General features: G+C 73.2%; 23 protein-coding genes. 4 read left to right on the top strand and 19 right to left on the bottom strand.

What is annotated here, in order from left to right; genetic code table 11:
- Positions 1-6 precede the first annotated feature (6 nt).
- The gene (locus FHS39_RS20380; protein ID WP_184350799.1) at positions 7-1,251 is read right to left on the bottom strand and encodes a glycoside hydrolase family 10-like protein; all 1,245 of its coding nucleotides are present in this window, start codon (positions 1,249-1,251) and stop codon (positions 7-9) included.
- Between the two features lie 185 nt (positions 1,252-1,436).
- Between FHS39_RS20380 and FHS39_RS20375 the strand changes: the two genes are divergently transcribed.
- Both FHS39_RS20375 and FHS39_RS20370 read left to right on the top strand, forming a co-directional pair.
- Positions 1,437-2,294 carry a 3-hydroxybutyryl-CoA dehydrogenase gene (locus FHS39_RS20375; RefSeq protein WP_184350798.1) on the top strand — a complete coding sequence of 286 codons (858 nt, stop codon included), beginning with the start codon at positions 1,437-1,439 and terminating at the stop codon, positions 2,292-2,294.
- A 177-nt stretch (positions 2,295-2,471) separates the two neighbouring features.
- The gene (locus tag FHS39_RS20370) at positions 2,472-2,729 is read left to right on the top strand and encodes a hypothetical protein (RefSeq protein WP_184350797.1); all 258 of its coding nucleotides are present in this window, start codon (positions 2,472-2,474) and stop codon (positions 2,727-2,729) included.
- Between the two features lie 23 nt (positions 2,730-2,752).
- On the opposite strand, the gene FHS39_RS20365 is transcribed toward FHS39_RS20370, so the two are convergent.
- The 10 genes from FHS39_RS20365 to infC all read right to left on the bottom strand — a co-directional run bounded on the left by FHS39_RS20365 (position 2,753) and on the right by infC (position 13,547).
- Positions 2,753-3,283: an NUDIX domain-containing protein gene (locus FHS39_RS20365; RefSeq protein WP_184350796.1), complete on the bottom strand. Its 531-nt coding sequence runs from the start codon at positions 3,281-3,283 to the stop codon at positions 2,753-2,755.
- Between the two features lie 58 nt (positions 3,284-3,341).
- The gene (locus FHS39_RS20360) at positions 3,342-4,679 is read right to left on the bottom strand and encodes a tetratricopeptide repeat protein (RefSeq protein WP_184350795.1); all 1,338 of its coding nucleotides are present in this window, start codon (positions 4,677-4,679) and stop codon (positions 3,342-3,344) included.
- Positions 4,680-4,764: 85 nt separating this feature from the next.
- A complete protein-coding gene (locus FHS39_RS20355) occupies positions 4,765-5,946 on the bottom strand; it encodes a PP2C family protein-serine/threonine phosphatase (protein ID WP_184350794.1) in 1,182 nt (393 codons plus the stop codon).
- Between the two features lie 199 nt (positions 5,947-6,145).
- Positions 6,146-8,656, bottom strand: a complete 2,511-nt coding sequence (gene pheT, locus FHS39_RS20350; protein ID WP_184350793.1) for a phenylalanine--tRNA ligase subunit beta — start codon at positions 8,654-8,656, stop codon at positions 6,146-6,148.
- Complete coding sequence (gene pheS, locus FHS39_RS20345; RefSeq protein ID WP_184350792.1) at positions 8,656-9,801, bottom strand: phenylalanine--tRNA ligase subunit alpha; 1,146 nt, start codon at positions 9,799-9,801, stop codon at positions 8,656-8,658. The genes pheT and pheS overlap by 1 nt, the downstream gene beginning before the upstream one ends.
- 136 nt (positions 9,802-9,937) lie before the next feature.
- A complete protein-coding gene (locus tag FHS39_RS20340; RefSeq protein WP_184350791.1) occupies positions 9,938-11,056 on the bottom strand; it encodes a sensor histidine kinase in 1,119 nt (372 codons plus the stop codon).
- Between the two features lie 36 nt (positions 11,057-11,092).
- Positions 11,093-11,947, bottom strand: a complete 855-nt coding sequence (locus FHS39_RS20335) for a TrmH family RNA methyltransferase (RefSeq protein ID WP_184350790.1) — start codon at positions 11,945-11,947, stop codon at positions 11,093-11,095.
- A gap of 147 nt (positions 11,948-12,094) precedes the next feature.
- Positions 12,095-12,481, bottom strand: a complete 387-nt coding sequence (gene rplT / locus FHS39_RS20330) for a 50S ribosomal protein L20 (protein ID WP_125652405.1) — start codon at positions 12,479-12,481, stop codon at positions 12,095-12,097.
- A 111-nt stretch (positions 12,482-12,592) separates the two neighbouring features.
- Complete coding sequence (rpmI, locus tag FHS39_RS20325) at positions 12,593-12,787, bottom strand: 50S ribosomal protein L35 (protein WP_046504486.1); 195 nt, start codon at positions 12,785-12,787, stop codon at positions 12,593-12,595.
- Positions 12,788-12,908: 121 nt separating this feature from the next.
- Positions 12,909-13,547, bottom strand: coding sequence for a translation initiation factor IF-3 (infC, locus tag FHS39_RS20320; protein ID WP_184350789.1), 639 nt, complete (start codon positions 13,545-13,547; stop codon positions 12,909-12,911).
- 378 nt (positions 13,548-13,925) lie between these two features.
- On the opposite strand from infC, the gene FHS39_RS20315 reads away from it, so the two are divergent.
- Positions 13,926-14,324, top strand: coding sequence for a DUF1844 domain-containing protein (locus tag FHS39_RS20315; RefSeq protein ID WP_184350788.1), 399 nt, complete (start codon positions 13,926-13,928; stop codon positions 14,322-14,324).
- 4 nt (positions 14,325-14,328) lie between these two features.
- On the opposite strand, the gene FHS39_RS20310 is transcribed toward FHS39_RS20315, so the two are convergent.
- From FHS39_RS20310 to FHS39_RS20295, 4 genes are all read right to left on the bottom strand, one after another.
- A complete protein-coding gene (locus FHS39_RS20310) occupies positions 14,329-15,156 on the bottom strand; it encodes an MIP family channel protein (protein ID WP_184350787.1) in 828 nt (275 codons plus the stop codon).
- A gap of 74 nt (positions 15,157-15,230) precedes the next feature.
- Entirely contained in the window at positions 15,231-15,965 is a 735-nt protein-coding gene (locus FHS39_RS20305) for an SseB family protein (RefSeq protein ID WP_184350786.1), read from the bottom strand.
- A 9-nt stretch (positions 15,966-15,974) separates the two neighbouring features.
- Complete coding sequence (mycP, locus tag FHS39_RS20300) at positions 15,975-17,201, bottom strand: type VII secretion-associated serine protease mycosin (RefSeq protein ID WP_184350785.1); 1,227 nt, start codon at positions 17,199-17,201, stop codon at positions 15,975-15,977.
- Positions 17,198-18,046 (bottom strand): hypothetical protein, encoded by an 849-nt coding sequence (locus tag FHS39_RS20295; RefSeq protein ID WP_184350784.1) that lies wholly within the window; start codon positions 18,044-18,046, stop codon positions 17,198-17,200. Before FHS39_RS20295 ends, mycP begins: the two co-directional genes overlap by 4 nt.
- Before the next feature lie 186 nt (positions 18,047-18,232).
- Here FHS39_RS20295 and FHS39_RS20290 point away from each other — a divergent pair, with 186 nt between their 5' ends.
- Complete coding sequence (locus FHS39_RS20290; RefSeq protein ID WP_425507798.1) at positions 18,233-19,420, top strand: amino acid deaminase/aldolase; 1,188 nt, start codon at positions 18,233-18,235, stop codon at positions 19,418-19,420.
- Between the two features lie 12 nt (positions 19,421-19,432).
- On the opposite strand, the gene FHS39_RS20285 is transcribed toward FHS39_RS20290, so the two are convergent.
- The 4 genes from FHS39_RS20285 to FHS39_RS20270 form a co-directional block, all read right to left on the bottom strand.
- Positions 19,433-20,482, bottom strand: a complete 1,050-nt coding sequence (locus FHS39_RS20285) for a zinc-binding dehydrogenase (RefSeq protein WP_184350783.1) — start codon at positions 20,480-20,482, stop codon at positions 19,433-19,435.
- A 157-nt stretch (positions 20,483-20,639) separates the two neighbouring features.
- A complete protein-coding gene (locus tag FHS39_RS20280) occupies positions 20,640-21,914 on the bottom strand; it encodes an HAD family hydrolase (RefSeq protein WP_184350782.1) in 1,275 nt (424 codons plus the stop codon).
- A gap of 82 nt (positions 21,915-21,996) precedes the next feature.
- Positions 21,997-22,785 carry a 3-oxoacyl-ACP reductase gene (locus FHS39_RS20275; protein WP_184350781.1) on the bottom strand — a complete coding sequence of 263 codons (789 nt, stop codon included), beginning with the start codon at positions 22,783-22,785 and terminating at the stop codon, positions 21,997-21,999.
- Between the two features lie 67 nt (positions 22,786-22,852).
- Positions 22,853-24,226: an aldehyde dehydrogenase family protein gene (locus FHS39_RS20270; RefSeq protein ID WP_184350780.1), complete on the bottom strand. Its 1,374-nt coding sequence runs from the start codon at positions 24,224-24,226 to the stop codon at positions 22,853-22,855.
- Positions 24,227-24,265: the final 39 nt, after the last annotated feature.

The following is a 24,265-nucleotide window of genomic DNA, read 5'->3' as shown; positions in this document are numbered from 1 at the left end:
CACGGCTCAGCGCGGCGGGCGTGCGCGGTGGGGGTAGTGGTCCTTCACCACGCGCGCCATCGCCCCGATGGGGTCCGCGACCACCTGCTTGGCCGAGAAATAGACATTCCCCAGGACCTCCGGGTGCTCGTGGCAGAGCGTGAGGTGCCGCGAGAGCTCGGCGGGGTCCTGCCAGGGGGAGGGCTGTGCCGGATCGCCCGCGCGGTAGAGGGCTTCACCGATGTAGAGCTGCGTCTTCGTGCCGTGGACCGTCTGTGCCCACCAGGGCACCAGCTTGGCGTAGTCGGCCGGGGCGAAGCCGAGGTGCCAGTAGCACTGCGGGACGATGTAGTCGATCCATCCCTCGCGGGCCCACTTGCGGGTGTCGGCGTACAGGTCGTCGTAGGTCTGCACCCCGGCCCGGGTGTCCGAGCCGCGGGGGTCGGTGTCGGCGTTGCGCCAGACGGCGAACGGGCTGATGCCGAACCGCACCTCCCGTCTGCACCTCTTGATGCGCTCCCCCGTCTCCCTCACCAGAAGGTCGATGTTGTCGCGCCGCCATGCCGCGCGGTCGGGGAAGCCCTTGCCGTAGCGCTCGTAGGCCGCGGTGTCGTCGAAGGTCTGCCCGGCGACGGGGTAGGGGTAGAAGTAGTCGTCGAAGTGCACGCCGTCGAGGTCGTAGCGCCGGACGGCGTCCAGGATGGCGTCCTGGACGAAGCGACGGACCTGGGGCAGGCCGGGGTTGTAGTAGAGCTTGCCGCCGTAGGGCAGCACCCAGTCCGGGTGTCTGCGCGCCGGGTGGGTCGGGGTGAGCCGCGTGGGGTCAGTGTGATTGGCCACCCGGTACGGGTTGAACCAGCCGTGCAGCTGCAGCCGGCGCCGGTGGGCCTCGCGCACCGCGAAGGCCAGCGGATCCCAGCCGGGCGAGCGCCCCTGAGTGCCGGTCAGGTACTCCGACCAGGGCTCGTACGGCGAGGGCCAGAAGGCGTCCGCCGTCGGGCGGATCTGCAGCAGCACGGCGTTGAGCCGGCGGGCCACGGCGGTGTCGAACAGCCCGAGCAGCTCGGCGCGTTGCCGATCGGGGGGCAGGCCCGGTCGTGAGGGCCAGTCGACGTTGACCACCGTGGCCGCCCACATGCCGCGGAATTCTCGCTTCCGGTCATGGGCGCCTTTTTCGGCCACTGTCTGCGCGGCCGCTTCACCGGTGGCCAGCACACCCGCCACGGAGGCCACGGAGGCCACGGTGAACGACCTTCGACCCATACGCCCCATATGCGGGCCCCCTCTCGCTGTCGTCCCGTCGCAACGGGTGCACCGTCTGCGCACAGCATGCCCGCCCCGGCCCGCCGGGCACCCCGCCGCGCGGAGTAACGTCTTTTCCCAAGGCGGCAGCCGGACGACCTTCGGCCTCCCGCCGGTCGACGAAGATCAGCGAAAGGCACGATGTGACGGACACTGTGGCAGACGTGGCACGCGTCGGGGTGGTGGGCTGCGGCCAGATGGGCGCGGGCATCGCGGAGGTGTGCGCCCGCTCCGGCCTGGACGTCAAGGTCGCGGAGACCACCGGTGAGGCCCTGGAGCTGGGCCGCACCCGGCTGACCAACTCCCTGGGCAAGGCCGCCGAGCGCGGCAAGATGACCGAGGAGGAGCGCGATGCGACCCTGGCGCGCCTGAGCTTCACCACGGACCTCGGCGAATTCGCCGACCGGGACCTGGTCATCGAGGCGGTCGTCGAGAACGAGCAGGTCAAGACCGAGATCTTCCAGGTGCTCGACCAGGTGGTCACCCGCCCGGACGCCATCCTGGCCTCCAACACCTCTTCCATCCCGCTGGTGAAGCTGGCCGTGGCGACCTCCCGCCCGGACCGGGTCATCGGCATCCACTTCTTCAACCCGGCCCCGGTGCAGGAGCTCGTCGAGCTGATCCCGGCGCTCACCACCGGCGAGGAGACGATCAAGCGCGCCCAGGCGCTGGTCGGCAAGGTCCTGGGCAAGCACGCCATCCGGGCCCAGGACCGCTCCGGCTTCGTCGTCAACGCCCTGCTGATCCCCTACCTGCTCTCCGCCATCCGGATGTTCGAGTCGGGCATCGCCAGCCGCGAGGACATCGACAACGGCATGGAGATGGGCTGCGCCCACCCCATGGGCCCGCTCAAGCTCGCCGACCTGATCGGCCTCGACACGGTCGCCTCGGTCGCCGACAGCATGTACGCGGAGTACAAGGAACCGCTGTACGCCGCTCCCCCGCTGCTGCAGCGGATGGTCGACGCAGGCCGCCTCGGCCGCAAGACCGGGTCGGGTTTCTACACCTACTGACCTGCTTTTCCCCGACCGGCCCCCGGCGCTCTTCCGCGCCGGGGGCCGTCGTTCGCACGGGGTGTGCGCCACTGACCCGCAGATACCCTCCGCACACGCTCCCGCCCCGCCCGCCCACGCGGTTGACTCGCCTCGTTACGCAAACACGCGGAGATTCTTCCGGAAGGGGTACGGACCGTGACCATCCATCCCGAGCACGCCGCGAAGGCGGCCGAGCTCGCGGAGCTCAGGCGCAGCCTCGACGTCGGCGTCGTCCGCATCGACGGCCACCTCGCCCTCCTCACCCAGCGCAGCGACCAGGCCGAGCGCGACCTCACCGAGGTCGAGGAGCGGTTGCGGGCCCTGGAGCACGGCAAATGGCCCTTGGCGTCACTTGCCGCGCTCACCGGCCTGGCCGGCCTCGCGGTCGCCGTCTGGCAGGCCTCGGGACGGTGAGCGCGCCCTGTCCTCCGGGCCCGTCAGCCGAGCCGGATGTGGTGCAGGAGCAGCAGCGCCGCCGCCATGTTGGCGGCCGGCACCTCGCCGCGGGCGATCAGGTCGGGCACCAGCTTCAGCGGCACCCACTCGCGCCGGTCCGACTCGAAGCCGTCCTCCGGGTCACCGATGTACTCCGCCTCATCCGACCAGTAGATGTGGTGCCGGGCGTCGGTGAGGCCGTTGGACGGCTCGACGGACATCAGGTGCTTGAGCGGCCCCGGCCGCCAGCCGGTCTCCTCCTCCATCTCGCGGGCCGCCGCGAAGGCGATGTCCTCGCCGTCCTCGACGACGCCCGCGGCCAGCTCCCAGCCCCAGTTGTCGGTGATGAAACGGTGCCGCCAGAGCAGCAGCACCTCGTTGGCCGCGTTGACCACCGTGGCCACGGCGACGGGCCGCAGCCTGATGAGGAAGTGGTCGAGGTGACGGCCGTCGGGGAGTTCGACATCCGCGAGATTGACTTGGAACCAGCGGTTCTCGTAGACCGTCAGTTCCTTGAGATTCTTCCAACGCACGTGTCTGCCACCTTCCGCCGAGGTGGCCACCTCCCGGGCGCTGTCCTCACGACACTCCTCACAAGGGCACGCGCAGCGCCCCGTCGATCATCTCGGCGGCCTCGGCCGTGGCCGCGCACCCACTCTCGATCAGGTGCTCGCGCACCGCACGGAGCCGGTCCCGTAAGCGCTGCGATTCCATGCCTCTCGCCTGCTCGGTCATCTCCCGTGCGGTGGCCACCGCCTTGTCCGCGTCTCCCTGACGCAGCTCGATGTGCGTGAGCATGGCGAGCCGGTGGACACGGCCCCGGTCGTGCGCGGGGGTGTCGACGGCCCGGTCCGCATGCTCACGGGCGGGTCCGAGGTCGCCGAGGCTCAGCAGCGCCTCCGCCACCTGTACGTTCACCAGGCCGGGCTGGACGTAGCCGGTTTCGGCGGGCTCCTGGCCACGGTGGATGCGTTCGGCGGCCGCTTCGGCGCGCCGGATGCAGCCGAGCGCGCCCTGGCCGTCGCCGAGCCGGGCGTATGCCTTGGCCTGCATGGCGTAGAGGTCGGCGGCGAGCGCCGGGGTCAGCTGCGCGCCGGCGGCGCGGAGCGCGGATTCGGCGAAGGCGACGGCCTGCCGGTACTCCCCCATGAAGAGCGACTGGTTGACGAGGAGGGCTATCACATACGCGCCCAGGCCCCGGTCCCCGCTGGCCTTGGCCAGCCGCAGGGCCTGGTGGAAGTAGCGCTGGGCGAGTCCGTGCGCATCGGAGTCGTAGGCGCAGATGCCCGCGACGGCCACCAGGCCGCCGGTGGCGCGGTGCAGCTGGCGCCCGGTGGCATCCGAGTAGGCGCCGCGCAGCAGCGGCGCCGCCTCGGAGTTGAGGAAACCGACGACGCGGACGCGGGTCGCGATGCCCCCGGCCTTGCGGTACATCTGCTCGTAGTGGGCGCGGGCCGCGCGGAGCATCTCGATGTCGTCGGCCGAGACCCGGGTCAGTCCGCGCCGGGAGACGTCGGCGTCCTCGGGCGGGTTCTCCCACTCCCACACGGGGATGACGGCGGGGGTGCCGGTGACCGCGGGGGCGCGCACGATGTGCTCCCGCTGCTGCTCGTCGGAGCGCCACAGGGCGGTGGCGCGCTCGACGAAGCCGGACAGCGGGGTGCCGGGCACCCGCGGGGTGCCGGGGGTGCCGAGCCCGATGTCGTCGAGGGTCAGCGCGCGGTGCAGCCGCTCGCCGAGGACCTCGCAGATCAGGTCGGGCACCTGACCGCGCGGGCGCTGACCCTTCAACCAGCGGGCGACGGCGGTGTGTTCGTAGCGCAACGCCAGCCCCCGGGCCCGGCCCGCCGCGTTGACGTGGGCGGCCAGACCGGCGTGGGATATCCCCGCCTCGTCCAGGATGGCGTCGAGCAGTGTGTTGGGCTCCATCCCTGCCCTCCGATGCGCTCGGTGGGCTCAGCGTAGTGGAGATCGATTCGCACGGGGTGTGAACGGGCCACGGACGGACGGGCGTTCACTCGCGCAGGCAGGAACGGACGGGCGGCAGGGCGGCCATGGCGGCCGGCGAGCGCGGGTGGTCGTTGCGCAGGGCCAGCAGGGCGAAGTCGTCGGTGAGCACGCCGCCGGTGTGCCTCAGCAGGGCGCCCCGGACGTGCTCGACGACGGCCGAGGGGACGACGGACCGGCCATGGGCCGCCTCGGCGAGGACCCCGGTGAGCGGGAAGAACTCCCCCGCCGCGTCCCGGGCGTCCTCGGCGCCGTCCGTATGCAGCACCAGAGCCTCGCCGGGCAGCAGCCGGTCCAGGGCGAGCGGTGGGGTGTCGGCGGGGAGCGGGAACATCCCGAGCGGCGGCATGGGGTCGCCGGGCGCCATGGCGACGGCACGGCTGCTGCGGCCGTGGCCCAGGGCGGAGAGCCGGTGCGGCCAGGGGTGCCCGCAGTTGAGCGCCACGACCTCGCCGTCCTCGCGGACTTCGAGCAGCAGCACGGTCGCGAACTCCTCGGCCGACTGCCGCTCCGGCTGTGCTTCCCCGCACGCCCCGTCGCCGAGGTGCCGGTGCAGGGCGCGCTCCAGGCGGCGCAGCACGCCGGGGAGTTCGCTCTCGTCGTGGGCGGCTTCGCGGAAGCTGCCGAGGAGCGCGGCGACGATGCCGAGCGCGGGCAGCCCGTGCCCGCGGACGTCGCCCATGACGACCCGCACGCCGTACGGGGTGGCCAGGGCCTCGTAGAGATCGCCGCCGACCAGGGCGCCTTCGCTCGCCGACAGGTGCCCGCCGGCGAGCGTGAGGCCGCCCAGCCGGGGCGGCACGGGGCGCAGCAGGGCGTGCTGTGCGGTGGCCGCGATCTCCTTGACCCGCTCCAGCTCCTGGGCGAGCCTGCGGCCGCGGCCGGAGGTGAGGTAGCTGGCGGCGACGACGGCAAGGATCGCGCAGCAGGTGCCGAGCCGGGTGCCGGGGGCGGCGCGCCCGGCGGAGCCGAGCGGGAGGAGCGCGAAGAGCGCGCAGCCGCCGCCGAGCACGACGCACTGGCGGCGGCCGCTGCCCGCACAGGCGATCGCGGGCGCGGCGGCGAGCAGTTCGACGAACTGTGTGCCGAGCGGGCTGACCAGCTCCCAGACGACCACGGCGAGCACCCAGAGTCCGGGAAGCGCCAACACCAGATTCCGCCGGCAGCGCACCGCCCCTGTACGGATCATGCCGTCGGCCCCCCATAGCAGCAATGACGCGCACGATTCTTGCCGAGCCTTCACGCCGAAGTAACGACCCGACCTCCCGATTCCACCCATTGAGTGATATTCGGGTGGTGCTCGGCCATCACGCGTGACAGACGCGAGGGGCGCCCCGGATCTCCGGGGCGCCCCTCACCTGTGCGGACGGCGCAGCTGCCGTGCGGTGCTATGCGCCGCGCAGCACCGCGCCCGTGCGCTCGACGGCCGAGCGGACCGCCGCCTCGCGGGCCGCCGAGGCCTCCTCGGCGGTCAGGGTGCGGTCGTCGGCGCGGAAGCGCAGCGCGTACGCCAGCGACTTCTTGCCCTCGCCGAGCTGTTCGCCGGTGAAGACGTCGAACAGGCGCAGCGATTCCAGCAGTTCACCGGCGCCGGCCTTGAGCGCGGCCTCGACGTCGGCCGCGGCGACCGAGGCGTCGACGACGAGCGCGACGTCCTGGGTGGCCACCGGGAAGGCGGAGACGTGCGGGGCCTGGAGGGCGCCCGTGCGGGCCCGCTCCAGCAGGTCCAGCTCGATCTCCATCGCGCAGGTGCGCTCGGGCAGGCCGAACGCCTTGGTGACGCGCGGGTGGAGCTCGCCCGCGTTGCCGACGAGCGTCTCCTGGCCGTCGACCACGGCGAGCAGCGCGGCGCAGCGGCCGGGGTGGTACGGCGCGTGCTGGTCCTGGCGGACGATCAGCTCGACGCCCGCCTCGCGGGCCACGGTCCGGCCGGCCTCGACGGCGTCGGCCCAGGTGGCCGGGCGGCCCTGGCCCCACCAGCCGGTCTGCTCGCGGGCGCCGGCGAGGACCACCGCGGCACGGCGCGGCTGCCGGGGCAGCGCGGCGTCGAGGGCGGCGATCTCCTCGTCGGTCGGGCGGCGGTCGACCGGCAGCCGGACCGGGGTGGCCTCGTCACCGGTGGGCCGGAAGACCAGGCCGGTCTCGAAGAGCGCCAGGTCGTGCTCACCGCGGCCGTCGTTGCGGCGCAGGGCGGCGAACAGCCCCGGCAGCAGGGTGGTGCGCAGCGCGGGCTCGGTGTCGGAGAGCGGGTTGACCAGGCGCACGGCGGTGCGGCGCGGGTCGTCGGCCTCCAGGCCCAGGTGGTTGAGGGCCTCGTCGCCCACGAAGGGGTAGTTGAGCGCCTCGACGTAGCCGGCCCCGGCCAGTGCCCGGCCGACGCGGCGGTGCAGGCGCTGCCGCTCGGTCAGGCCGCGCCCGGCGGGCGGCTGCGGCAGGGTGGAGGGCAGGTTCTCGTAGCCCTCCAGCCGGATGACCTCTTCGGCGAGGTCGTTGGGGTCGGTCAGGTCGGGCCGCCAGCTGGGGACGGTGACGATCAGCTCGTCCTGGCCGTAGACGTCGCAGCCGACCTGCTGCAGGCGGCGCACGACGCTCTCGCGGCCGTAGCGGACGCCGGCGACACGGTCCGGGTGGTCGGCGCGCATCGCGATGGTGTGCGGGCCGCTGGGGGTGACGACCTCGGTGACTCCGGCCTCGGCGGTGCCGCCCGCGAGCAGCACCAGCAGGTCGACAGTGCGCTGGGCGGCCGCGGAGGCCGCCTGCGGGTCGACGCCGCGCTCGAAGCGCTTGGCCGCCTCGGAGGAGAGCTTGTGGCGGCGGGCGGCACGGGCGACGACGATGGGGTCGAAGTGCGCGGCCTCGATGACGACCTCGGTGGAGCTCGTGGCGGCCCCGTGGTCGGCGATCTCGGTCTCGGCTCCGCCCATGACGCCCGCGAGCCCGATGGGGCCGCGGTCGTCGGTGATGACCAGGTCCTCGGCGTCCAGGACGCGCTTGGTGCCGTCGAGGGTGGTGAGCTTCTCGCCGGGCTCGGCGCGGCGGACGCCGATGGCGCCCTGGATGCGCGTGCGGTCGTAGGCGTGCAGCGGCTGGCCCAGCTCGAGCATCACGTAGTTGGTGATGTCCACGGTGAGCGAGACCGGGCGCATGCCCGCCTTCTGCAGGCGGCGCTGGAGCCAGATCGGGGAGCGCGCCTCGGCGTCGAGGCCGGTGACCGTGCGGGCGGTGAAGCGGTCGCAGGCGGCCGGGTCGGCGACCTGGACGGGGTAGCCGTAGCTGTTGGGCGCCGGGACGTCCAGCAGGGCCGGGTCGCGCAGCGGCAGGCCGTAGGCGGTGGCCAGCTCGCGGGCGATGCCGCGCATGGACAGGCAGTAGCCGCGGTCGGGGGTGACGGCGATGTCCAGGACCTCGTCGACGAGCTCCAGCAGCTCGATGGCGTCGGTGCCGGGCTCGTACTCCTGCGGGAGCACGATGATGCCGTGCGTGCCGTCGTCGCCCATGCCGAGCTCTTCGCCCGAGCAGATCATGCCGTGCGAGGTCTTGCCGTAGGTCTTGCGGGCGGCGATGGCGAAGTCGCCGGGGAGCACGGCGCCGGGCAGCACGACGACGACCTTGTCGCCGACGGAGAAGTTGCGGGCGCCGCAGACGATCTCCTGCGGCTCGCCGGTGCCGTTGGCCTGCCCGACGTCGACCGTGCAGAAGCGGATCGGCTTGCGGAAGCCTTCGAGCTCTTCGATGGTGAGGACCTGGCCGACGACCAGGGGTCCGGTGAGGCCGGTGCCGAGCTGCTCGACGCGCTCGACCTCGAGACCTGCGGCGATGAGCTCGGCCTGTACGTCACGGCCGGTCTCGCCCGCGGGCAGGTCGACGTATTCCCGCAGCCAGGAAAGCGGGGCGCGCATCAGATCTCCATCCCGAACGGCCGGGTGAAGCGCACGTCACCTTCGACCATGTCTCGCATGTCCTCGACGTTGTGGCGGAACATCAGCAGTCGCTCGATGCCGAACCCGAAGGCGAAGCCGCTGTACTTCTCCGGATCGATGCCCGCGGCGATCAGCACCCGCGGGTTGACCATGCCGCAGCCGCCCAGCTCGATCCAGCCCTCGCTGGAGCAGGTGCGGCACGGACGGTCGGGGTTGCCGGCCGACTCGCCGCGGCAGACATAGCACTGCATGTCCAGCTCGGCGGAGGGCTCGGTGAAGGGGAAGTAGTTCGGGCGCAGCCGCGTGGTCAGCCCCTCGCCGAACAGCGAGCGCACCATGTGCTCGATGGTGCCCTTGAGGTCGGCCATGGTCAGGCCCTCGTCGATGGCGAGGAGCTCGACCTGGGTGAAGACCGGGGTGTGGGTCGCGTCCAGCTCGTCCGTGCGGTAGACACGGCCCGGGCAGACCACGTAGACGGGCGGCTCGCGGTCGAGCATCGCGCGGACCTGCACCGGGGAGGTGTGGGTGCGCAGGACGACGCCGGACTCGGCCGACCCCGCGGCGGAGCCGCTATCAGCAGCAGCCTTGCCCTGCACGAAGAAGGTGTCCTGCATGGCGCGGGCCGGGTGGTCGGGGCCGAAGTTCAGGGCGTCGAAGTTGAACCACTCCGTCTCGACCTCGGGGCCCTCGGCGACCTCGTAGCCCATGGCCACGAAGACGTCCTCGATGCGCTCGCAGAGCGTGGTGAGCGGGTGCCGGGCGCCGGCCGGGAGGCGGTCGTGCGGCAGCGTGACGTCCACTGCCTCCTCGACCAGCACCCGGGCGTCGCGCTCGGCCTCCAGCTCGGCTTGGCGGGCGGCGAGGGCCTTGTTCACGGCACCGCGGGCCATGCCCACGCGCTTGCCCGCTTCGGCCTTGGCCTGCGGGGGCAGCGCGCCGATCTCGCGGTTGGCGAGGGACAGCGGGGAGGTGGGGCCGGTGTGCGCGACCTTGGCCTCGTGGAGCGCGTCGAGACCGCCCGCGGCGGCGAAGGCGGCGAGCGCCTCGTCCCGCATGCGCTCGATCTCTTCCGGTTTCAGTGCCTCGACCTCGACAGGGTCGTACGACTTATTGGGTGCCGACATCTCTTCCCGTGCTTCCGATTCGCTGGCTTCGGTTCGCGCTGCTTCGCCCGACGACGTTGGCCACTGGTGGTTGCCAAAGGTGCCAAAGGTCGAGTCTAAGGGGCGCGTGTGGTCGGATGAGCCCGCGGGCGGCCGCTCAGCCCTGGGACAGGAAGGCCGGGGCGCCCACGGGCAGGGTAAATCGGAACTGGGCGCCGCCCTTGACGGCCCTCCCCACCGTGATTGTCCCGCCGTGGGCCTCGACGATGCCCTTGACGATGTACAGGCCCAGGCCGGTGCCGCCGCGCTTGCTGCCCCGCCAGAAGCGGGTGAAGACGCGGCCCATCGACTCCTCGGGGATGCCGGGGCCCTCATCGCTCACGGTGACCGCCGTCCCCTCCGTCCGGGCCTTGATCAGTGCTGGTGACACCTCTATGGTGACCCTTCCCTCACCGTGGCGCACCGCGTTTTCCAGGAGGTTGCCCAGCACCTGGTCGATTTTGTCCGGGTCTGCCCATAGAGGCGGCAGCGAATCCGCGACCTTGATCTCGAAGCGGTCGGCGGGCTGGCCGGCCCGGGTGCGCGCCTCGACGTTGCGCCGCACGGCAGCGGCCATGTCGACCGGCTGGCGGCGCAACTCCAGGCGGCCGGAGTCGATGCGGGAGATGTCGAGCAGCTCGGCGATCAGCCGGGTGACGCGGTCGGCGTCGGCGTCGACGGTCTCCAGCATCAGCCGCTTCTGGTCGTCGGTGAACCGCTCCCACTTGGCCAGCAGCGTGGCCGTGAACCCCTTGACGGAGGTCAGCGGTGAGCGCAGCTCGTGGGCGACGGTGGCGATCAGCTCGGCGTGGCTGCGCTCGGTGCGGCGGCGGGCCTCCGTGCCGCGCAGCTGGATCACCAGGCGCACCACGGGCCCGCCCGGCCGCGGCCGGATGTAGCGGGCGGAGACCAGCACCTGGCGGCCGCCGGGGAGCAGCAGATTCCGCTCGGGCTGCCCGATCCGGGTGGCCAGGCCGCCGTAGGGGTCCGTCAGCGCCCACCAGCGGCGGCCGTCGAGGTCCTCCAGCGGCAGGGCGCTCTCCAGCGGGCGGCCGAGCGCCTCGCCCGGGCGCACCGCCGTGATCCGGGCGGCGGCGGCGTTGAAGCAGGTCACGCGTCCGCTGTCGTCGGCGACGACCAGGCCGTGAGGCAGGTCGTCGGGGTGCAGGCCGAGGCCGTCGAAGGAAGCGGGCACGCAGTCGGCGGCCACGCTCCCGGAAGTCCTGACGTTCGTCATCCGCACCCCCTCCCGAGCCCCCGGAGCGCAACCCTACTAGCTGGAGGTCACGGAGCGGCACCCTCCGGACGCGCGCTGCGCACGGGCGGAGGCGTACAGGCACACCGCGGCGGCCGTCGCGAGGTTGAGGCTCTCGGCCTTGCCGTGGATCGGGACCCGCACCACCGCGTCGGCCAGCGCCCGGGTCTCCTCGGGCAGGCCCCAGGCCTCGTTGCCGAAGATCCAGGCGGAGGGGCCACCCATGGTGCCCTCGTCCAGCTCGGCGTCCAGATCGCGCTCGCCTGCGCCGTCGGCGGCCAGGATCCGCGCCCCGGCGCCGCGCAGGCCGTGCACGGCCTGCTCCACGGGGACGCCGACGGCGACCGGCAGGTGGAAGAGGGAGCCGACGGAGGCCCGTACGGACTTGGGGTTGTACAGGTCCACCGAGGCGTCGGTCAGCACGACGGCGTCGGCCCCGGCGGCGTCCGCGCAGCGCAGCACGGTGCCGGCGTTACCGGGGTCGCGGACGTGGGCCAGGACGGCGACCAGCTTGGGGCGGGCCGCAAGGATCTCCTCGAAGGGCGAGTCCAGGAAGCGGCAGACGCCGATCAGGCCCTGCGGGGTGACGGTCTGCGAGAGGTCGGCGATGACCTCGTCGGAGGCGAGGTGGAAGCGCACCCCGGCGGCGCGGGCGGCGCCGACGATCTCGGCGTGCCGTTCGGCCGCCTCGACGGTGGCGAAGAGCTCCAGGAGGGTGGGCTCGCCGGCGCTGCGGTGCTCGATGGCCTCGCGCACGGCCTGGGGGCCCTCGGCGATGAACCGGCGCTCCTTGACCCGGAAGCTGCGTTTGGCCAGCCGCCGTGCGGCGATGACGCGGGGGGAGCGCGAGGAGATCAGCTCGGGGGTGCCCATGGGCGGCGGCTCACTTCACTGTGGTGGTGCGGTGCGGTACGGAGCTGCGCTTGACGCGCGCGGCAGGCCGGCAGGCGGCGTGCAAAAGGCAGCGGACCCGCAGGCCTCCGGGGCCTGCGGGTCCGCTCGAGCCTTGCGGGCGCCGGATCAGGCGGCGGCCTTCGGCGCGTTGACGTCGGCCGGCAGCGCCTTCTGGGCCACCTCGACGAGCGCGGCGAACGCGTTGGCGTCGTTGACCGCGAGCTCGGCCAGGATCTTGCGGTCCACCTCGATGTTGGCGGCCTTCAGACCCTGGATGAGGCGGTTGTACGTCATGCCGTTCTGGCGGGCAGCGGCGTTGATGCGCTGGATCCACAGCTGACGGAAGTCGCCCTTGCGCTTCTTGCGGTCGTTGTAGTTGTAGACCAGGGAGTGGGTGACCTGCTCCTTGGCCTTGCGGTACAGGCGCGACCGCTGGCCGCGGTAACCGCTGGCCGCCTCGAGGATCGCCCGACGCTTCTTGTGCGCGTTGACTGCGCGCTTGACGCGTGCCACTTGATTAACTCCTTGTAGCGGGGCCGCGGTCGAATCTCACGCGGCCCGAAATCGATTGGGTCCCGGTGTCAGACGCGCACCCCGTGACCTTGCGGCCGGGGGTGCAGGGCGTCACTTGCCGAGAAGCTTCTTGATCTTCTTGGCGTCGCCCGGGGCCATCTCGGCGTTGCCGGTGAGGCGACGCGTCAGCTTGGACGACTTGTGCTCGAGCAGGTGGCGCTTGCCGGCGCGCTCACGCAGCACCTTGCCGGAGCCCGTGATCTTGAAGCGCTTGCTGGCACCGCTGTGCGTCTTGTTCTTCGGCATCGCGCCGTATCTCCTCGTCGGTGGCGCTCCCACCCGGCATGCGGGCGCACGGGAGCGTCAGCTGGTTCGATTGCTGTCCGGGGCGGATGCCCCGGGTGAGCCGGGGCCGAGGGCCCCGGAATCACGCCTCTGCGGGCTCCTCGGCGGCGTCCGCGCTGGATCCACCCTGGCGCTCGGCCTTGCGGGCGGCCTGCGCCTCGCGGGCTTCGGCCATCGCCTCGGTCTTCTTCTTGTGCGGACCGAGAACCATGATCATGTTGCGGCCGTCCTGCTTGGGGTTCGACTCGACGAAACCCAGCTCCTGGACATCCTCCGCGAGGCGCTGCAGCAGTCGGTAGCCCAGCTCGGGCCGGGACTGCTCGCGACCACGGAACATGATCGTGATCTTGACCTTGTCGCCCTGCTTGAGGAACCGGACGACGTGACCCTTCTTGGTGTCGTAGTCGTGCGGGTCGATCTTCGGCCGGAGCTTCATCTCCTTGATGACCGTGTGCGCCTGGTTCTTGCGCGCCTCACGGGCCTTCATGGCCGACTCGTACTTGAACTTCCCGTAGTCCATGAGCTTGCAGACCGGCGGACGGGCGTTCGCCGCCACCTCGACCAGGTCGAGGTCGTACTCCTGCGCAAGCTCCAGGGCCTTGGCAAGCGGCACGATGCCGACCTGCTCGCCACTGGGACCGACAAGTCGCACCTCGGGGACTCGGATCCGGTCGTTGATGCGGGGCTCGGCGCTGATGGGGCCTCCTCGGTAGCACCACACGGCCGCCTGGCGGACAGCCGCGTAACGTCTTTTCGGTATGACCGCCGCGTCGCACGAAACGCAAAAAACGCCTCGGACGGGTCACAGGCAGAGCTCCTCACACACCGGAGCACCGCCGCGGTGAACCGCGAGGCGCGCTGGACAGCTTCTCATCGTCCGTACGGAACGATGAGTTCTGCCGACCGGAGACCTGCCGACCCGGGGGTCTGCGAGGTGGGAGATCGGAGCCTCCACTTGTGGGTCGGGCACACGAGTGTCCGACCGGTCGCTCACCAGCATACCAGCGACCCGGCCCGGTCCCCACTCGTGCGCGCCGTGGCCATAGGCTGGGGCCATCGTCCAGCACGAAGCAGTGCCCGAAGAAGCGGAAGAACAACGATGAGCGACGCGACCCCCGACGCCACTCCCGAGCCCACCCCCGGGACCGCCGACGAGGCCGGGGCACCGGACTTCGACACCATGACGCGCGACATCGCGGACGTCCCCGCTGTCGAGGTGATCACGACGGTGGCGGTGCACCTGATGAGCGCGGCGGCGGTCAACCTGGGCCTGGCCGAGCAGGGCGAGGCCCACAAGGACCTGGACGAGGCCAGGAAGCTGATCCACGCGCTGGCCGGCCTGGTCACCGCGAGCGCCACCGAGATCAGCAACTTCCACGCCGGACCGCTGCGCGACGGCCTCAAGTCGCTCCAGCTGGCCTTCCGCGAGGCGTCGGTGGTGCCGGACGAGCCGGGCAAGGGTCCGGGCGAGCAGTTCACGGGCCCGGTCTTCGGCTGAGCCGTCAGTCGGCCCGGCCGCCGAAGGTGGGCCGGTCGGGCCGGCCCTCACCCGAGCCGGCCAGCGGCTCGGAGGCCGCGAGGTCGTCCGCGGAGACGGCGGCGGAGTGCAGCGGATGGGTGACCCGGTGCGCGTAGGCGGCCAGGGCGCCGCCGACCAGCGGAGCGATGATGAACAGCCACAGCTGTGAGAGCGCCGCGCCGCCCGCGAACAGGGCCGGGCCGATGCTGCGGGCCGGGTTGACAGAGGTGCCGGTAAGCGGCACGCCCACGATGTGCACCACCGCGAGGGCGATGCCGACGGCCAGCCCGTCGAAGCCGACCATGGCCACCCGGTGGGTCACCGCCAGCAGCACGAACACCAGCAGGAAGGTCAGCACGACCTCCGCGAGGAACGCGCCGCCGGTGTTGACGTGCACGGCTGAGCGGTCGCCGTAGCCATTGCTGCCGAAGGCCTCGTCGGTCTTGAGCTTCGGCACCTGCTTGGCGAGCAGGAAAAGGATGGCCGAGCCGACGATGGAGCCCAGCAGCTGCGCGATCCAGTACTCGATCGCCGTGTGCAGGGTGATGCGGCGCTCCAGGAGCATGCCGAAGGTCACCGCCGGATTGACGTGGCAGCCCGAGACCGGGCCCAGCGCGTACACCAGGGCCATAAGAGTGAAGCCGAAGGCCAGCGCGATACCGAGCACACCGATGTAGTCGGCTGCGAGCACCACGGAGCCCACGGCGAAGAAGACCAGCAACAGCGTCCCGAGGAATTCGGCGGCGATGGCCCTGGTCACGACCGGATCCAGATGGCTCAGGTCCGGCTTGATGTTCTTCAGGGCGTCCATGGCGACCTCCTGAGGATCTCGTGGACCGTCCTTAGGCATTGTCGGACGGTCCCTCCCCGGGCGCCTGTCGGAGATCAGCGGGTGAAGAGCGGCTCTCCCGGAACGGCTGCCTCCGGCGGCAGCAGGGCCAGGTCCAGGCCCCGTACGAGCCGGGCCCGCAGCACCTCGTCGGCGGCCAGCCCCTCGGCGACGCGCCGCACCACCTCGGGGGCCGCGGCCCCGGGGGCCAGGGCGAGGGCCAGGGTGCCGTCGGCGTCCGCGGCCGCGACCAGGTGGGCGCGGTGCACGCCGGGCTCGGTCGCGAGCACGGCCCGCAGCGCCTCGGCGACCGCCGGGTCCGTCAGCGGGTGGGCGCTCGCGCGCCCCTCGGCCAGCGCGAGCAGCGCCGGGCCGGTCAGCGGATAGGTCACCGGACCGGCCAGGTCCAGCACGATCGTGTCCGCCTTCTCGTGCGCGGCGGCCTGCAGCACCTGGTGCAGCGGTACGGCCACGGGCCGGGCGTCCGCACGCCAGCGGGCCAGCGTCTCCAGGGAGGTGAAGGCGGGAAGGGCGCGCCGCCCGTCCGGAGCCTGGAGCGTCGGGACGGCCATGTCGCTGGTCTTCTCCCGCTTGAGCCCGTCCGAGCCGGTCTCCACCTCGCCGAGCACGGCGACGACGGGCACCAGCAGGCGGGCCTTCGGGAGGGCGGCGAGCACCCCGCTCTCGGCGGCCGGGTCCCGCGCCCAGGCGGCGAGCGCCTGTGCCAGTGCGGGGTCGGCGGAGCCGTCGTCGTCGGAGAAGCCGGGGTCGGGGATGTTCTTGAGCGCCACGGCCCGAGCTTATCCCCGGGGGGCGTGGCCCCGGAGACCCGGATCCGCGCCGACGTGCATCGTGCTCGAAGGCCGGGTGAACCGGGGTGTGCGCCGCAGCACCGCCGCCGCCCCCAGCAACAGCAGCCCCAGCGCCCCCGCCAGCATCGCGGGAGCCCCGAAGCCATCGTCACCGGCGTCCGCCGCGACCGCCTGCGGGCCGGACCCGAAGTAGCGCGGGGCGCTGCCCGGAGCCGCCCGGGTGCCCGCCCCCGCCGCCCCCTCGGCACGGGCCAGGGCCGCCGCCGGGTCCACCAGACCCGCGCCCACCTCGTCGCTGCGCCCGCCGGCCGGTACGTCCTGGGCGGTCTCCGCGAGCAGCCGGCGGATCTGCGGCGGCGTCAGCCCGGGGTGCGCGGCCCGCAGCAGCGCCACCGAGCCGGAGACGAAGGCGGACGCCGCACTCGTGCCCCAGCCCTCGTAGTAGCGGCGGTCGGGGTCGGCGATCACCACGTCGACGCCGGGGCCGCTGACGGTGGCGTACCAGCGGCTGGTGGAGAAGGAGGCCCGGGCGCCGTAGCGGTCGACGGCGGTGACCGCTATCACGCCGGGGTAGGCGGCCGGGTAGGAGACGTGGTCGCCGTGCTCGCCGCCGTTGCCCGCCGAGGCGACCACGACCGCGCCCTTGCCGAGGGCGTAGCGCACGGCGGCGTCCTCGTTCGGCTCGGGGTGGGCGGTGTCGCTGTCGTCGCCCAGGGAGAGGTTGATGACGTCGGCGCCGTGGTCCGCGGCCCAGCGGATGCCGTCCGCGAGCGCCCCGCCGCGAGCGCCGCGGGCCTTGGCCCGGGCCGGGTCGCCGTCTTCGAGGATCACTCGCACCGGCAGGATCCGGGCCTCGGGTGCGACGCCCACCACCCCGTCCGCGTCGTCCTCGCCGTGTCCGCGCCCCGCGATGATCCCGGCCATGGCGGTGCCGTGCCGGGCCCACGCCCGGTCGCCCGGCCCGGCGCCGAGGCCGACCAGGTCCTTGCCGGGCAGCACCCGGCCGTGCAGGTCGGGGTGGTTCTCGTCGACGCCGGTGTCGAGGACCGCGACGGTGACGCCGGCCCCCTTGGTCGTCCTCCAGGCCTCCTGGACGTGCAGCGAGTCCAGCGCCCACTCCTGCGTCCGTATCGCGTCGGCCCGGGCGGGCACGGCGCCCGCGGCCGCGAGGGCCACGGCCAGGGCGGCCCCGGCGAGCGCGCGTCCTCCCCTCACCGGCGTGCCTCCTGCGGGCTCTGCCGCGCGGCCGCGCGGTAGGTGCGTTCCGTCTGCTCGGCGAGGGCGGCCGCGTCGTGGCCCAGGCCCGCCTGGGCGGGGGCCGTGGTGGCGCCGGGGACGACGGCCTGGTCGGCGGGCTGGGGTGGGATGCCGGTGCGGGCGTCGGCGAAGCCGGTGACCGCGTAGACGACCACCGGGACGTCGGTGAGCACGCTGATGCGCCAACTGCCGCGCTGCGCGTCGCCGAAGCCGTCGGCGACGGTGCCCTTGGGGGCGTAGGGGCGGGGCATCAGGTCGGGGCGTTCGTCGAGCCGTTCCTCGGTGAAGCGGTCGCGCAGCGCCCGCATGCCCGCCGGGTCGGTGTCCGTGATGAGCAGGCCGACCGTGGTGACGCTGGTGGAGGTGGCGTCGGCGTAGGTGGCGCGCAGCAGCCGTTTGCAGCCGACGGGGGCCAGCGCCTTGGTCAGCAAGGGGTCGAAGGCGCCCGTGCAGCCGCCGTCGGGGGCGACGCCGATGCGGGTCCAGTCGCGGTCGGCTCCGCCGGGGCCGGCCGCGTCGGCGTGCACGGCGGGCGGAAAGAGCGTGTCGACGGGGACGTTCTGCCAGAGGGTGCCGCCGCGCGCATAGGCAGCCTGGGCGGCGGGGCGGTCCTGCGGCCCGGCGGCGGCCCAAGTGCCCGCTATCGCCCCGGTGACGAGGCCGAGCCCGACCACCAGGCACGCGGCGGCGGCCGCAGCGCGGCGGGACTTCTGCGGCAGGCCGGCGACGGGCGGCGTCACCGGGAGCGGCGGCGCGTAGGCGGGGAGCGGTGGCGGCCGCATCGCTTCCGCTTCGGTACTCACCTAGCGCTCCCCCTTGCGAGCCGGCTCACCGTACCGCTGTACCCCGTACCGCCGTAGTTCGGACATCACGCCCGCGGCGGAAGGCCGGTGGCGTGCGCGCCACTTTACGATGCCCGCCGCGGCGTGTGCCATTCACCCGTGCCGGACCCCTACCCAGGGCAATCCGGCTCTGGCAAGCTGCCCGCCATGTCCTTCGAGCGGGCACGCTACGACCGGGCCACCGGCCACTTGGACGCCCCGTTGGCGGTGGTCGACTTGCGGGCGTTCGATGCCAACGCGGACGATCTGGTGCGGCGTGCGCACGGCAAGCCGGTGCGCATCGCGACCAAATCGGTGCGGTGCCGGGCGCTGTTGGAGCGGGTGCTGGCGCGGGACGGGTTCGCCGGCGTGATGGCCCATACGCTCGCCGAGGCGCTGTGGCTCGCGCGGTCCGGTGTGGAGGACGTGCTGCTGGCCTACCCTTCGGCCGACCGGTCCGCCTTCGCCGAGCTGACGTCCGACGCCAAGCTCGCCCGCGCGGTCACGGTGATGGTGGACGACCCGGCCCAGCTGGCGGTGGTCGACGCGGCGCGTGCGGGGCGCGAAGAGGTGCGCGTCTGCCTGGAGTTGGACACCTCGCTGCGCCTGCTGGGCGGGCGGGCGCGGATCGGGGCGCTGCGTTCACCGCTGCGCACCCCGGAGCGGCTGGCGGAGCTGGCCCGTCTGATCGACCGGAGGCCGGGCTTCCGGCTGGTGGGGCTGATGGCGTACGAGGCCCATGTGGCGGGCGTGGGCGATGCGGTGGCGGGCCGTCCGCTGCGCTCGGCAGCGGTCCGCCTGATGCAGGCGGCGGCCCGCCGCGAGCTGGCGGCCCGCCGGGCGGAGGCGGTGCGGGCGGTACGGGCCGTGGCGGAGCTGGAGTTCGTCAACGGCGGCGGTACGGGCAGCGTGCAGCACACGGCGGCCGAGCCGGCGGTGACGGAGGTGGCCGCGGGGTCGGGGCTGTTCGTACCGCGCCTGTTCGACGACTTCCGCTCGTTCACCGGCCGCCCGGCGGCGCTGTTCGCGCTGCCGGTGGTGCGCCGCCCGGGGTTGGGTGTGGTGACCGTCCTGGGCGGCGGCTATCCGGCGTCCGGGGTGCCGGGGCGGGACCGGCTGCCGGTGCCGTACCTGCCGGCCGGGCTGCGGTACGCGCCGCAGGAGGGCGCGGGCGAGGTGCAGACGCCGCTGCTCGGGCACGCGGCGGACGACCTCCTCATCGGCGACAAGGTGTGGTTCCGGCATGCGAAGGCGGGCGAGATGTGCGAGCACTTCGCGGCGCTGCACCTCGTGGACGGCGACCGGGTGACGGAGACGGTGCCCACCTACCGGGGCGAGGGCCACACATTTCTGTGAAGGTGCGAGAACTCAGGGCGTGAGGATCAGCCGGATCGGGTTGCCGTCCTTTTTGGCCAGGCGCTCGACCCCGGCGGCGGCTTCGGCCAGCGGGAGGGTGCCGCTGATGGAGCGGGAGAGGTCCAGGCGGTGCAGCCGGGCGAGCGTGACGAGTTCGGCCACGTGCCCGGGCTGGGATCCGTAGTGGCCGAGGATGCGCTGCTCGCGGTAGCTGAAGCCGATGCTGTCGGTGACGGTCAGCGGCGCCGGGCCCAGGCCCACCAGGACCAGCCGTCCGGTGTGTGCCAGGCAGCGCACGGCCTGTTCGCGCACGGCGGGGACGCCCGCCATGTCGAGGGCGAGGTCCAGGCCGAGGCCGTCGGTGGCGGCGCGGATGCGGTCGCGGATGTCGGGCGCGGCGGCGTCCAGCGCGAGGTCGGCGCCGAACTCCAGCGCGCGCTCGCGCGCGGCCGGGAGCGGGTCGACGGCGATGACGGGCGCGGCCCCGGCCAGGCGCAGCAACTGCACGGCGTGCGCGCCGAGGCCGCCGACGCCCCAGACGCCCGCGGGGCGGCCGGGCCGGACCTGTCCGGTGGCGGTGACGGCGGCCCAGGGGGTGGAGACGGCGTCGGGGATGACGGCGGCCTGGGCGAAGGGGAGGTCGTCGGGGATCGCGACGAGCGTGTGGTGGGTGGCCAGCGCGTATTCGGCCCAGCCGCCGTCGTAGTCGACGCCGCGGGTGAGGACGTTGCGGCAGGGTTCGAAGCGGACGCAGGCCGGGCAGGTCCCGCAGCGCTCGCCCGCCTGGAGGAGGACGCGCTGCCCGACGGCCCAGGGGCCGGGGACGTCCGGGCCGAGGGCGTCGATGACGCCCGCGGTCTCGTGCCCGAGGGTGATCTTGTCCGCCGCGGGGCGGACGGGCTTGAGGCTGCCGTCGATGAGGTGGACGTCCGACAGACAGATCCCGGCCGCCTCGACCTTGATGCGGACCTGTCCCGGGCCGGGTGCGGGCACGGGTATCTCCTCGACGGCGAAACCGCCGCCGCGCAGGTCCAGTCGTCCGGCGAGCATGGTGTCGGTCATGGCGGGGGCCTCCAGTGGGATGCGCGTGAGCCGGCGTTCGCTCCCCCGATCATGCCGAAGCCGACGGCGCGGCGGGCGTGTTACCGGTGCCTTGATCCACGGGCGGGGACCGATGGGCCGAAACCCGCCGGTCCCCGGCGGCCGGAGGCGTGCCCGGTCAGTACGCCTTGTCCGTCTGGTCCGGGATGACGCTGCCGTCCGCGCGCAGCACGGGGCCGTGCGAGCCGTCAGGGGCGGTGGCGGCCGTCGTCGAGCACGGGTACGTGCCGGACTTGCGCGGCATCGGGTCGATGAACATGGGGTTGGCCACCCAGCGGCCGTCCGCGTCGTCGAAGGCACGGCACATCAGCTCGGCCTTGTTGCGGTTGACGGCGATGTGCGCGCCGGTCGCGTCGTTCACGAACGTCACGTCGGTGTCGGCGTCGCCCGCGCCCAGCGCGATGCGGTGCGACCAGTCCTGCTGCTGCCAGGCCTTGGCGCCCTTGATCTTGAAGATTTCCTGGTTGATCAGGCAGCGCTTGCCGTCCATGTACGGCAGAGCCTCGCCCTGCCCGTCCGGCACGTCGCCGCAGCCCTTGGTGCGGGTGGTCAGACGGCCGTGCTCGGTGATGCTGCGGATGCCGATGGTGTGCTTGCGGTCGAGGCCGACGCCGCCCGACCAGGCCTCGGCGATCGGCTCGGAGGAGGCGGAGACGATGTAGACGTCGAATCCGGCCGCCTTGAGGGTGCGGATGAGGTCCTTCTGCTGGTCGTAGTAGCGCACGTAACCGGCGATGGTGTGCGTGCCGACCTTCTGCGTGGCCCCGACGGGCGCGGCGAGCTGCTCGGCGCGGGCCCGCTCGGCGAAGGAGGTCAGGGCGGCGGGGGTGTGCCCGGCGAACAGCTGGGGGATCCAGGCGTAGGCGGGGACGGTGCGCCGGTGGTTCCAGTCACCGGCGAAGGCGCTCTCGCCGGCCATGGTCTGCGACTTCTCGCGGATCTCGAAGATCTCGTCGGTGCAGGCGGTGTTGCGGGAGGTGGGCAGCGGCTTGCCGACGGGTACGGACGTGCCGCAGGCCTTGGTCAGGGCGCGGTCGGCGGCCGGGGTCAGCCACTTGCTGGTGTCCTTCCAGCTCTTGGGCCGGAGGATCTTGTCGTGCCCCAGCGCCCAGGCGAGCGTGGCGTCCGTGATGTCGTTCTTGACGACGGTGTTGTCCCAGTCGAAGGCGGCGACGGGGCGGCTGCCGCCGGGTATGCCGGAGCAGGTGCCGCGCTCGTCGATCATCTTCTGCAGCTTGGCGCGGTTGTCGCCGTACCAGGCGAGGTTCGCGTCGAGCCGGGGGCAGTCGGTGCGGGGGTTGCCGTGGGCCGGGGCGGCGGCGCCGGCCGGGACCGCGGCGGCGAGGGCTGCGGCGGCAGCGAGGCCGACGACGATGGCGGACTTGGTGCGCATGTGCTCTCTTTGGTACGTGGGGCAAGGACGCACGTCGGGGCCGGTGGGGTTGCGCACCGGACCCGACGTACCGTCATGGACCTTACAGCGGGGTGACGTAGGCGCCCGCGATGCCGCCGTCCACGAGGAACTCGGCGGCGTTCACGAAGGACGAGTCGTCGCTGGCCAGGAAGGCGACGGCGGCGGCGATCTCCTCGGGCTCGGCGAACCGGCCCACCGGCACGTGCACCAGCCGTCGCGCGGCGCGCTCGGGGTCCTTGGCGAAGAGCTCCTTGAGCAGCGGGGTGTTGACCGGTCCGGGGCACAGCGCGTTGACGCGGATGCCCTCGCGGGCGAACTGCACGCCCAGTTCGCGGGACATGGCGAGCACCCCGCCCTTGGAGGCGGTGTAGCTGATCTGGGAGGTGGCGGCGCCCATGACGGCGACGAAGGAGGCGGTGTTGATGATGGAACCTCTGCCCTGGCGCTGCATGTAGGGCAGCGCCGCCTTGCAGCACAGGTAGACGGAGGTCAGGTTGACCTCCTGCACGCGCTTCCAGGCCTCCAGGCCGGTGGTGAGGATGGAGTCGTCGTCGGGCGGCGAGATCCCGGCGTTGTTGAAGGCGATGTCGACCGAGCCGTAGGTGTCGTAGGCGGTCTTGAAGAGCGCCTCCACCTCCGCGGGGTCGGTGACGTCGACCTTGACGAAGAGGCCGCCGGCCTCGGCCGCGGCGGCCTTTCCCGCGCTCTCGTCGATGTCCGCGCAGACGACGTGGGCGCCTTCGGAGGCGAGCCGGCGGGCGGTGGCCAGGCCGATGCCACTGCCCGCTCCGGTGACGACGGCGGTGCGGCCGACGAGGCGGCGGCAGACGGCGGGGGTCTGGTCGGTCATGCTCTGGCCCTTCTGTGGATGTGGCAGTACGGCTGGGGGGCGTGCGGGTGCGGGGGTCGCCCCCGGGTCATCGGGCCTCGAGAGGCTCGACGGCGATGAAGACGTTCTTGGTCTCGGTGAAGGCGGCGAGCGCGTCCGGGCCCAGCTCCCGGCCCAGGCCGGAGCGGCGGAAGCCGCCGAACGGCGTCCAGTAGCGCACGCTGCTGTGGGAGTTGACGGAGAGGTTGCCCGCCGCGACGGCCCGCGAGACGCGCAGGGCGCGCGAGACGTCCCGCGTCCACAGCGAGCCGGACAGGCCGTACTCGGTGGCGTTGGCGATGCGCACCGCGTCCGCCTCGTCCTCGAAGGGGATGACGACGGCGACGGGCCCGAAGACCTCCTCGGTGGCGGCGCGGTCGCCGGGCGAGCCCTCCAGGACCGTGGCCGGGTACCAGAAGCCCTTGCCCGCCGGGGCCTCGCCGCGGATGGCCGCCGGGGCGGATTCGGGGACGTAGGAGCGTACGCGCTCGCGGTGCGCGGCCGAGATCAGCGGGCCCATCTGCGTGGCCGGGTCGGCGGGGTCGCCCACGGTGAAGGCGGCGACCGCGGGTTCGAGCAGTTCCATGAAGCGGTCGTAGACGCCGCGCTGGACGAGGATGCGGCTGCGGGCGCAGCAGTCCTGGCCGGTGTTGTCGAGGAAGGAGCCGGGGGCGGCCGCGGCGGCCTGCTCGATGTCGGCGTCGGCGAAGACGATGTTGGGGCTCTTGCCGCCGAGTTCGAGGGTGACGCGCTTGACGTCCCCCGCGCACTTGGCCATGATCTGCCGGCCGACGGCGGTCGAGCCGGTGAAGACGATCTTGGCCACACCCGGGTGTTCGACGAGCGCGGCGCCCGCGACGGGACCGGCGCCCGGCAGCGTCTGCAGCAGCCCCTCCGGCAGCCCGCTCTCCAGGGCCAGTTCGGCCAGGCGCAGGGCGGTCAGCGGGGTGGTCTCGGCGGGTTTGAGGAGGACGGCGTTGCCCGCGGCCAGGGCGGGGGCGAAACCCCAGGCGGCGATGGGCATGGGGAAGTTCCAGGGGGCGATGACGGCGACGACGCCCAGGGGCTCGTGGAAGGTGACGTCCAGGCCGCCGCCGACCGGGATCTGGCTGCCGGTGAGCCGCTCGACGCCCCCGGCCGCGTAGTCGAGCAGGTCGCGGACGTTGCCCGCCTCCCAGCGGGCGCCCGCGATGGGGTGGCCCGCCTCGCGGACCTCCAGCTGGGCCAGTTCCTCCAGGTGCGCGTCGACGGCGGCGGCGAAGCGGCGCAGGTGGCGGGCGCGGTCGCCGGGGGCGAGCGCCGCCCAGCCGCGCTGCGCCGCGGTGGCGCGGCGGACGGCCGCGTCCACGTCCCTAGCGGTCGCCGCCGGGACCGTGGCAATGAGTTCCTCGGTCGCCGGGTTGATGATGTGGTGCTCGTGCACGTGGTCTCCCTGCTCGTTCCTTCCGGCGGCCGCCCCCTC

Origin of the sequence: Streptomyces olivoverticillatus (assembly GCF_014203555.1) — a bacterium.
Taxonomy (GTDB): domain Bacteria; phylum Actinomycetota; class Actinomycetes; order Streptomycetales; family Streptomycetaceae; genus Streptomyces; species Streptomyces olivoverticillatus.
This window is presented reverse-complemented; position numbering and strand designations above follow the sequence as displayed.

What these genes read in the sequence shown, in the direction of transcription:
- FHS39_RS20380 (WP_184350799.1), bottom strand. Translation starts at nt 1,251, where the DNA reads ATGGGGCGTATGGGTCGAAGGTCGTTCACCGTGGCCTCCGTGGCCTCC.
- FHS39_RS20360 (WP_184350795.1), bottom strand. Translation starts at nt 4,679, where the DNA reads ATGGAGCCCAACACACTGCTCGACGCCATCCTGGACGAGGCGGGGATA.
- FHS39_RS20355 (WP_184350794.1), bottom strand. Translation starts at nt 5,946, where the DNA reads ATGATCCGTACAGGGGCGGTGCGCTGCCGGCGGAATCTGGTGTTGGCG.
- pheT (WP_184350793.1), bottom strand. Translation starts at nt 8,656, where the DNA reads ATGCGCGCCCCGCTTTCCTGGCTGCGGGAATACGTCGACCTGCCCGCG.
- pheS (WP_184350792.1), bottom strand. Translation starts at nt 9,801, where the DNA reads ATGTCGGCACCCAATAAGTCGTACGACCCTGTCGAGGTCGAGGCACTG.
- FHS39_RS20340 (WP_184350791.1), bottom strand. Translation starts at nt 11,056, where the DNA reads ATGACGAACGTCAGGACTTCCGGGAGCGTGGCCGCCGACTGCGTGCCC.
- FHS39_RS20335 (WP_184350790.1), bottom strand. Translation starts at nt 11,947, where the DNA reads ATGGGCACCCCCGAGCTGATCTCCTCGCGCTCCCCCCGCGTCATCGCC.
- rpmI (WP_046504486.1), bottom strand. Translation starts at nt 12,787, where the DNA reads ATGCCGAAGAACAAGACGCACAGCGGTGCCAGCAAGCGCTTCAAGATC.
- FHS39_RS20315 (WP_184350788.1), top strand. Translation starts at nt 13,926, where the DNA reads ATGAGCGACGCGACCCCCGACGCCACTCCCGAGCCCACCCCCGGGACC.
- FHS39_RS20310 (WP_184350787.1), bottom strand. Translation starts at nt 15,156, where the DNA reads ATGGACGCCCTGAAGAACATCAAGCCGGACCTGAGCCATCTGGATCCG.
- FHS39_RS20290 (WP_425507798.1), top strand. Translation starts at nt 18,233, where the DNA reads ATGTCCTTCGAGCGGGCACGCTACGACCGGGCCACCGGCCACTTGGAC.
- FHS39_RS20285 (WP_184350783.1), bottom strand. Translation starts at nt 20,482, where the DNA reads ATGACCGACACCATGCTCGCCGGACGACTGGACCTGCGCGGCGGCGGT.
- FHS39_RS20280 (WP_184350782.1), bottom strand. Translation starts at nt 21,914, where the DNA reads ATGCGCACCAAGTCCGCCATCGTCGTCGGCCTCGCTGCCGCCGCAGCC.
- FHS39_RS20275 (WP_184350781.1), bottom strand. Translation starts at nt 22,785, where the DNA reads ATGACCGACCAGACCCCCGCCGTCTGCCGCCGCCTCGTCGGCCGCACC.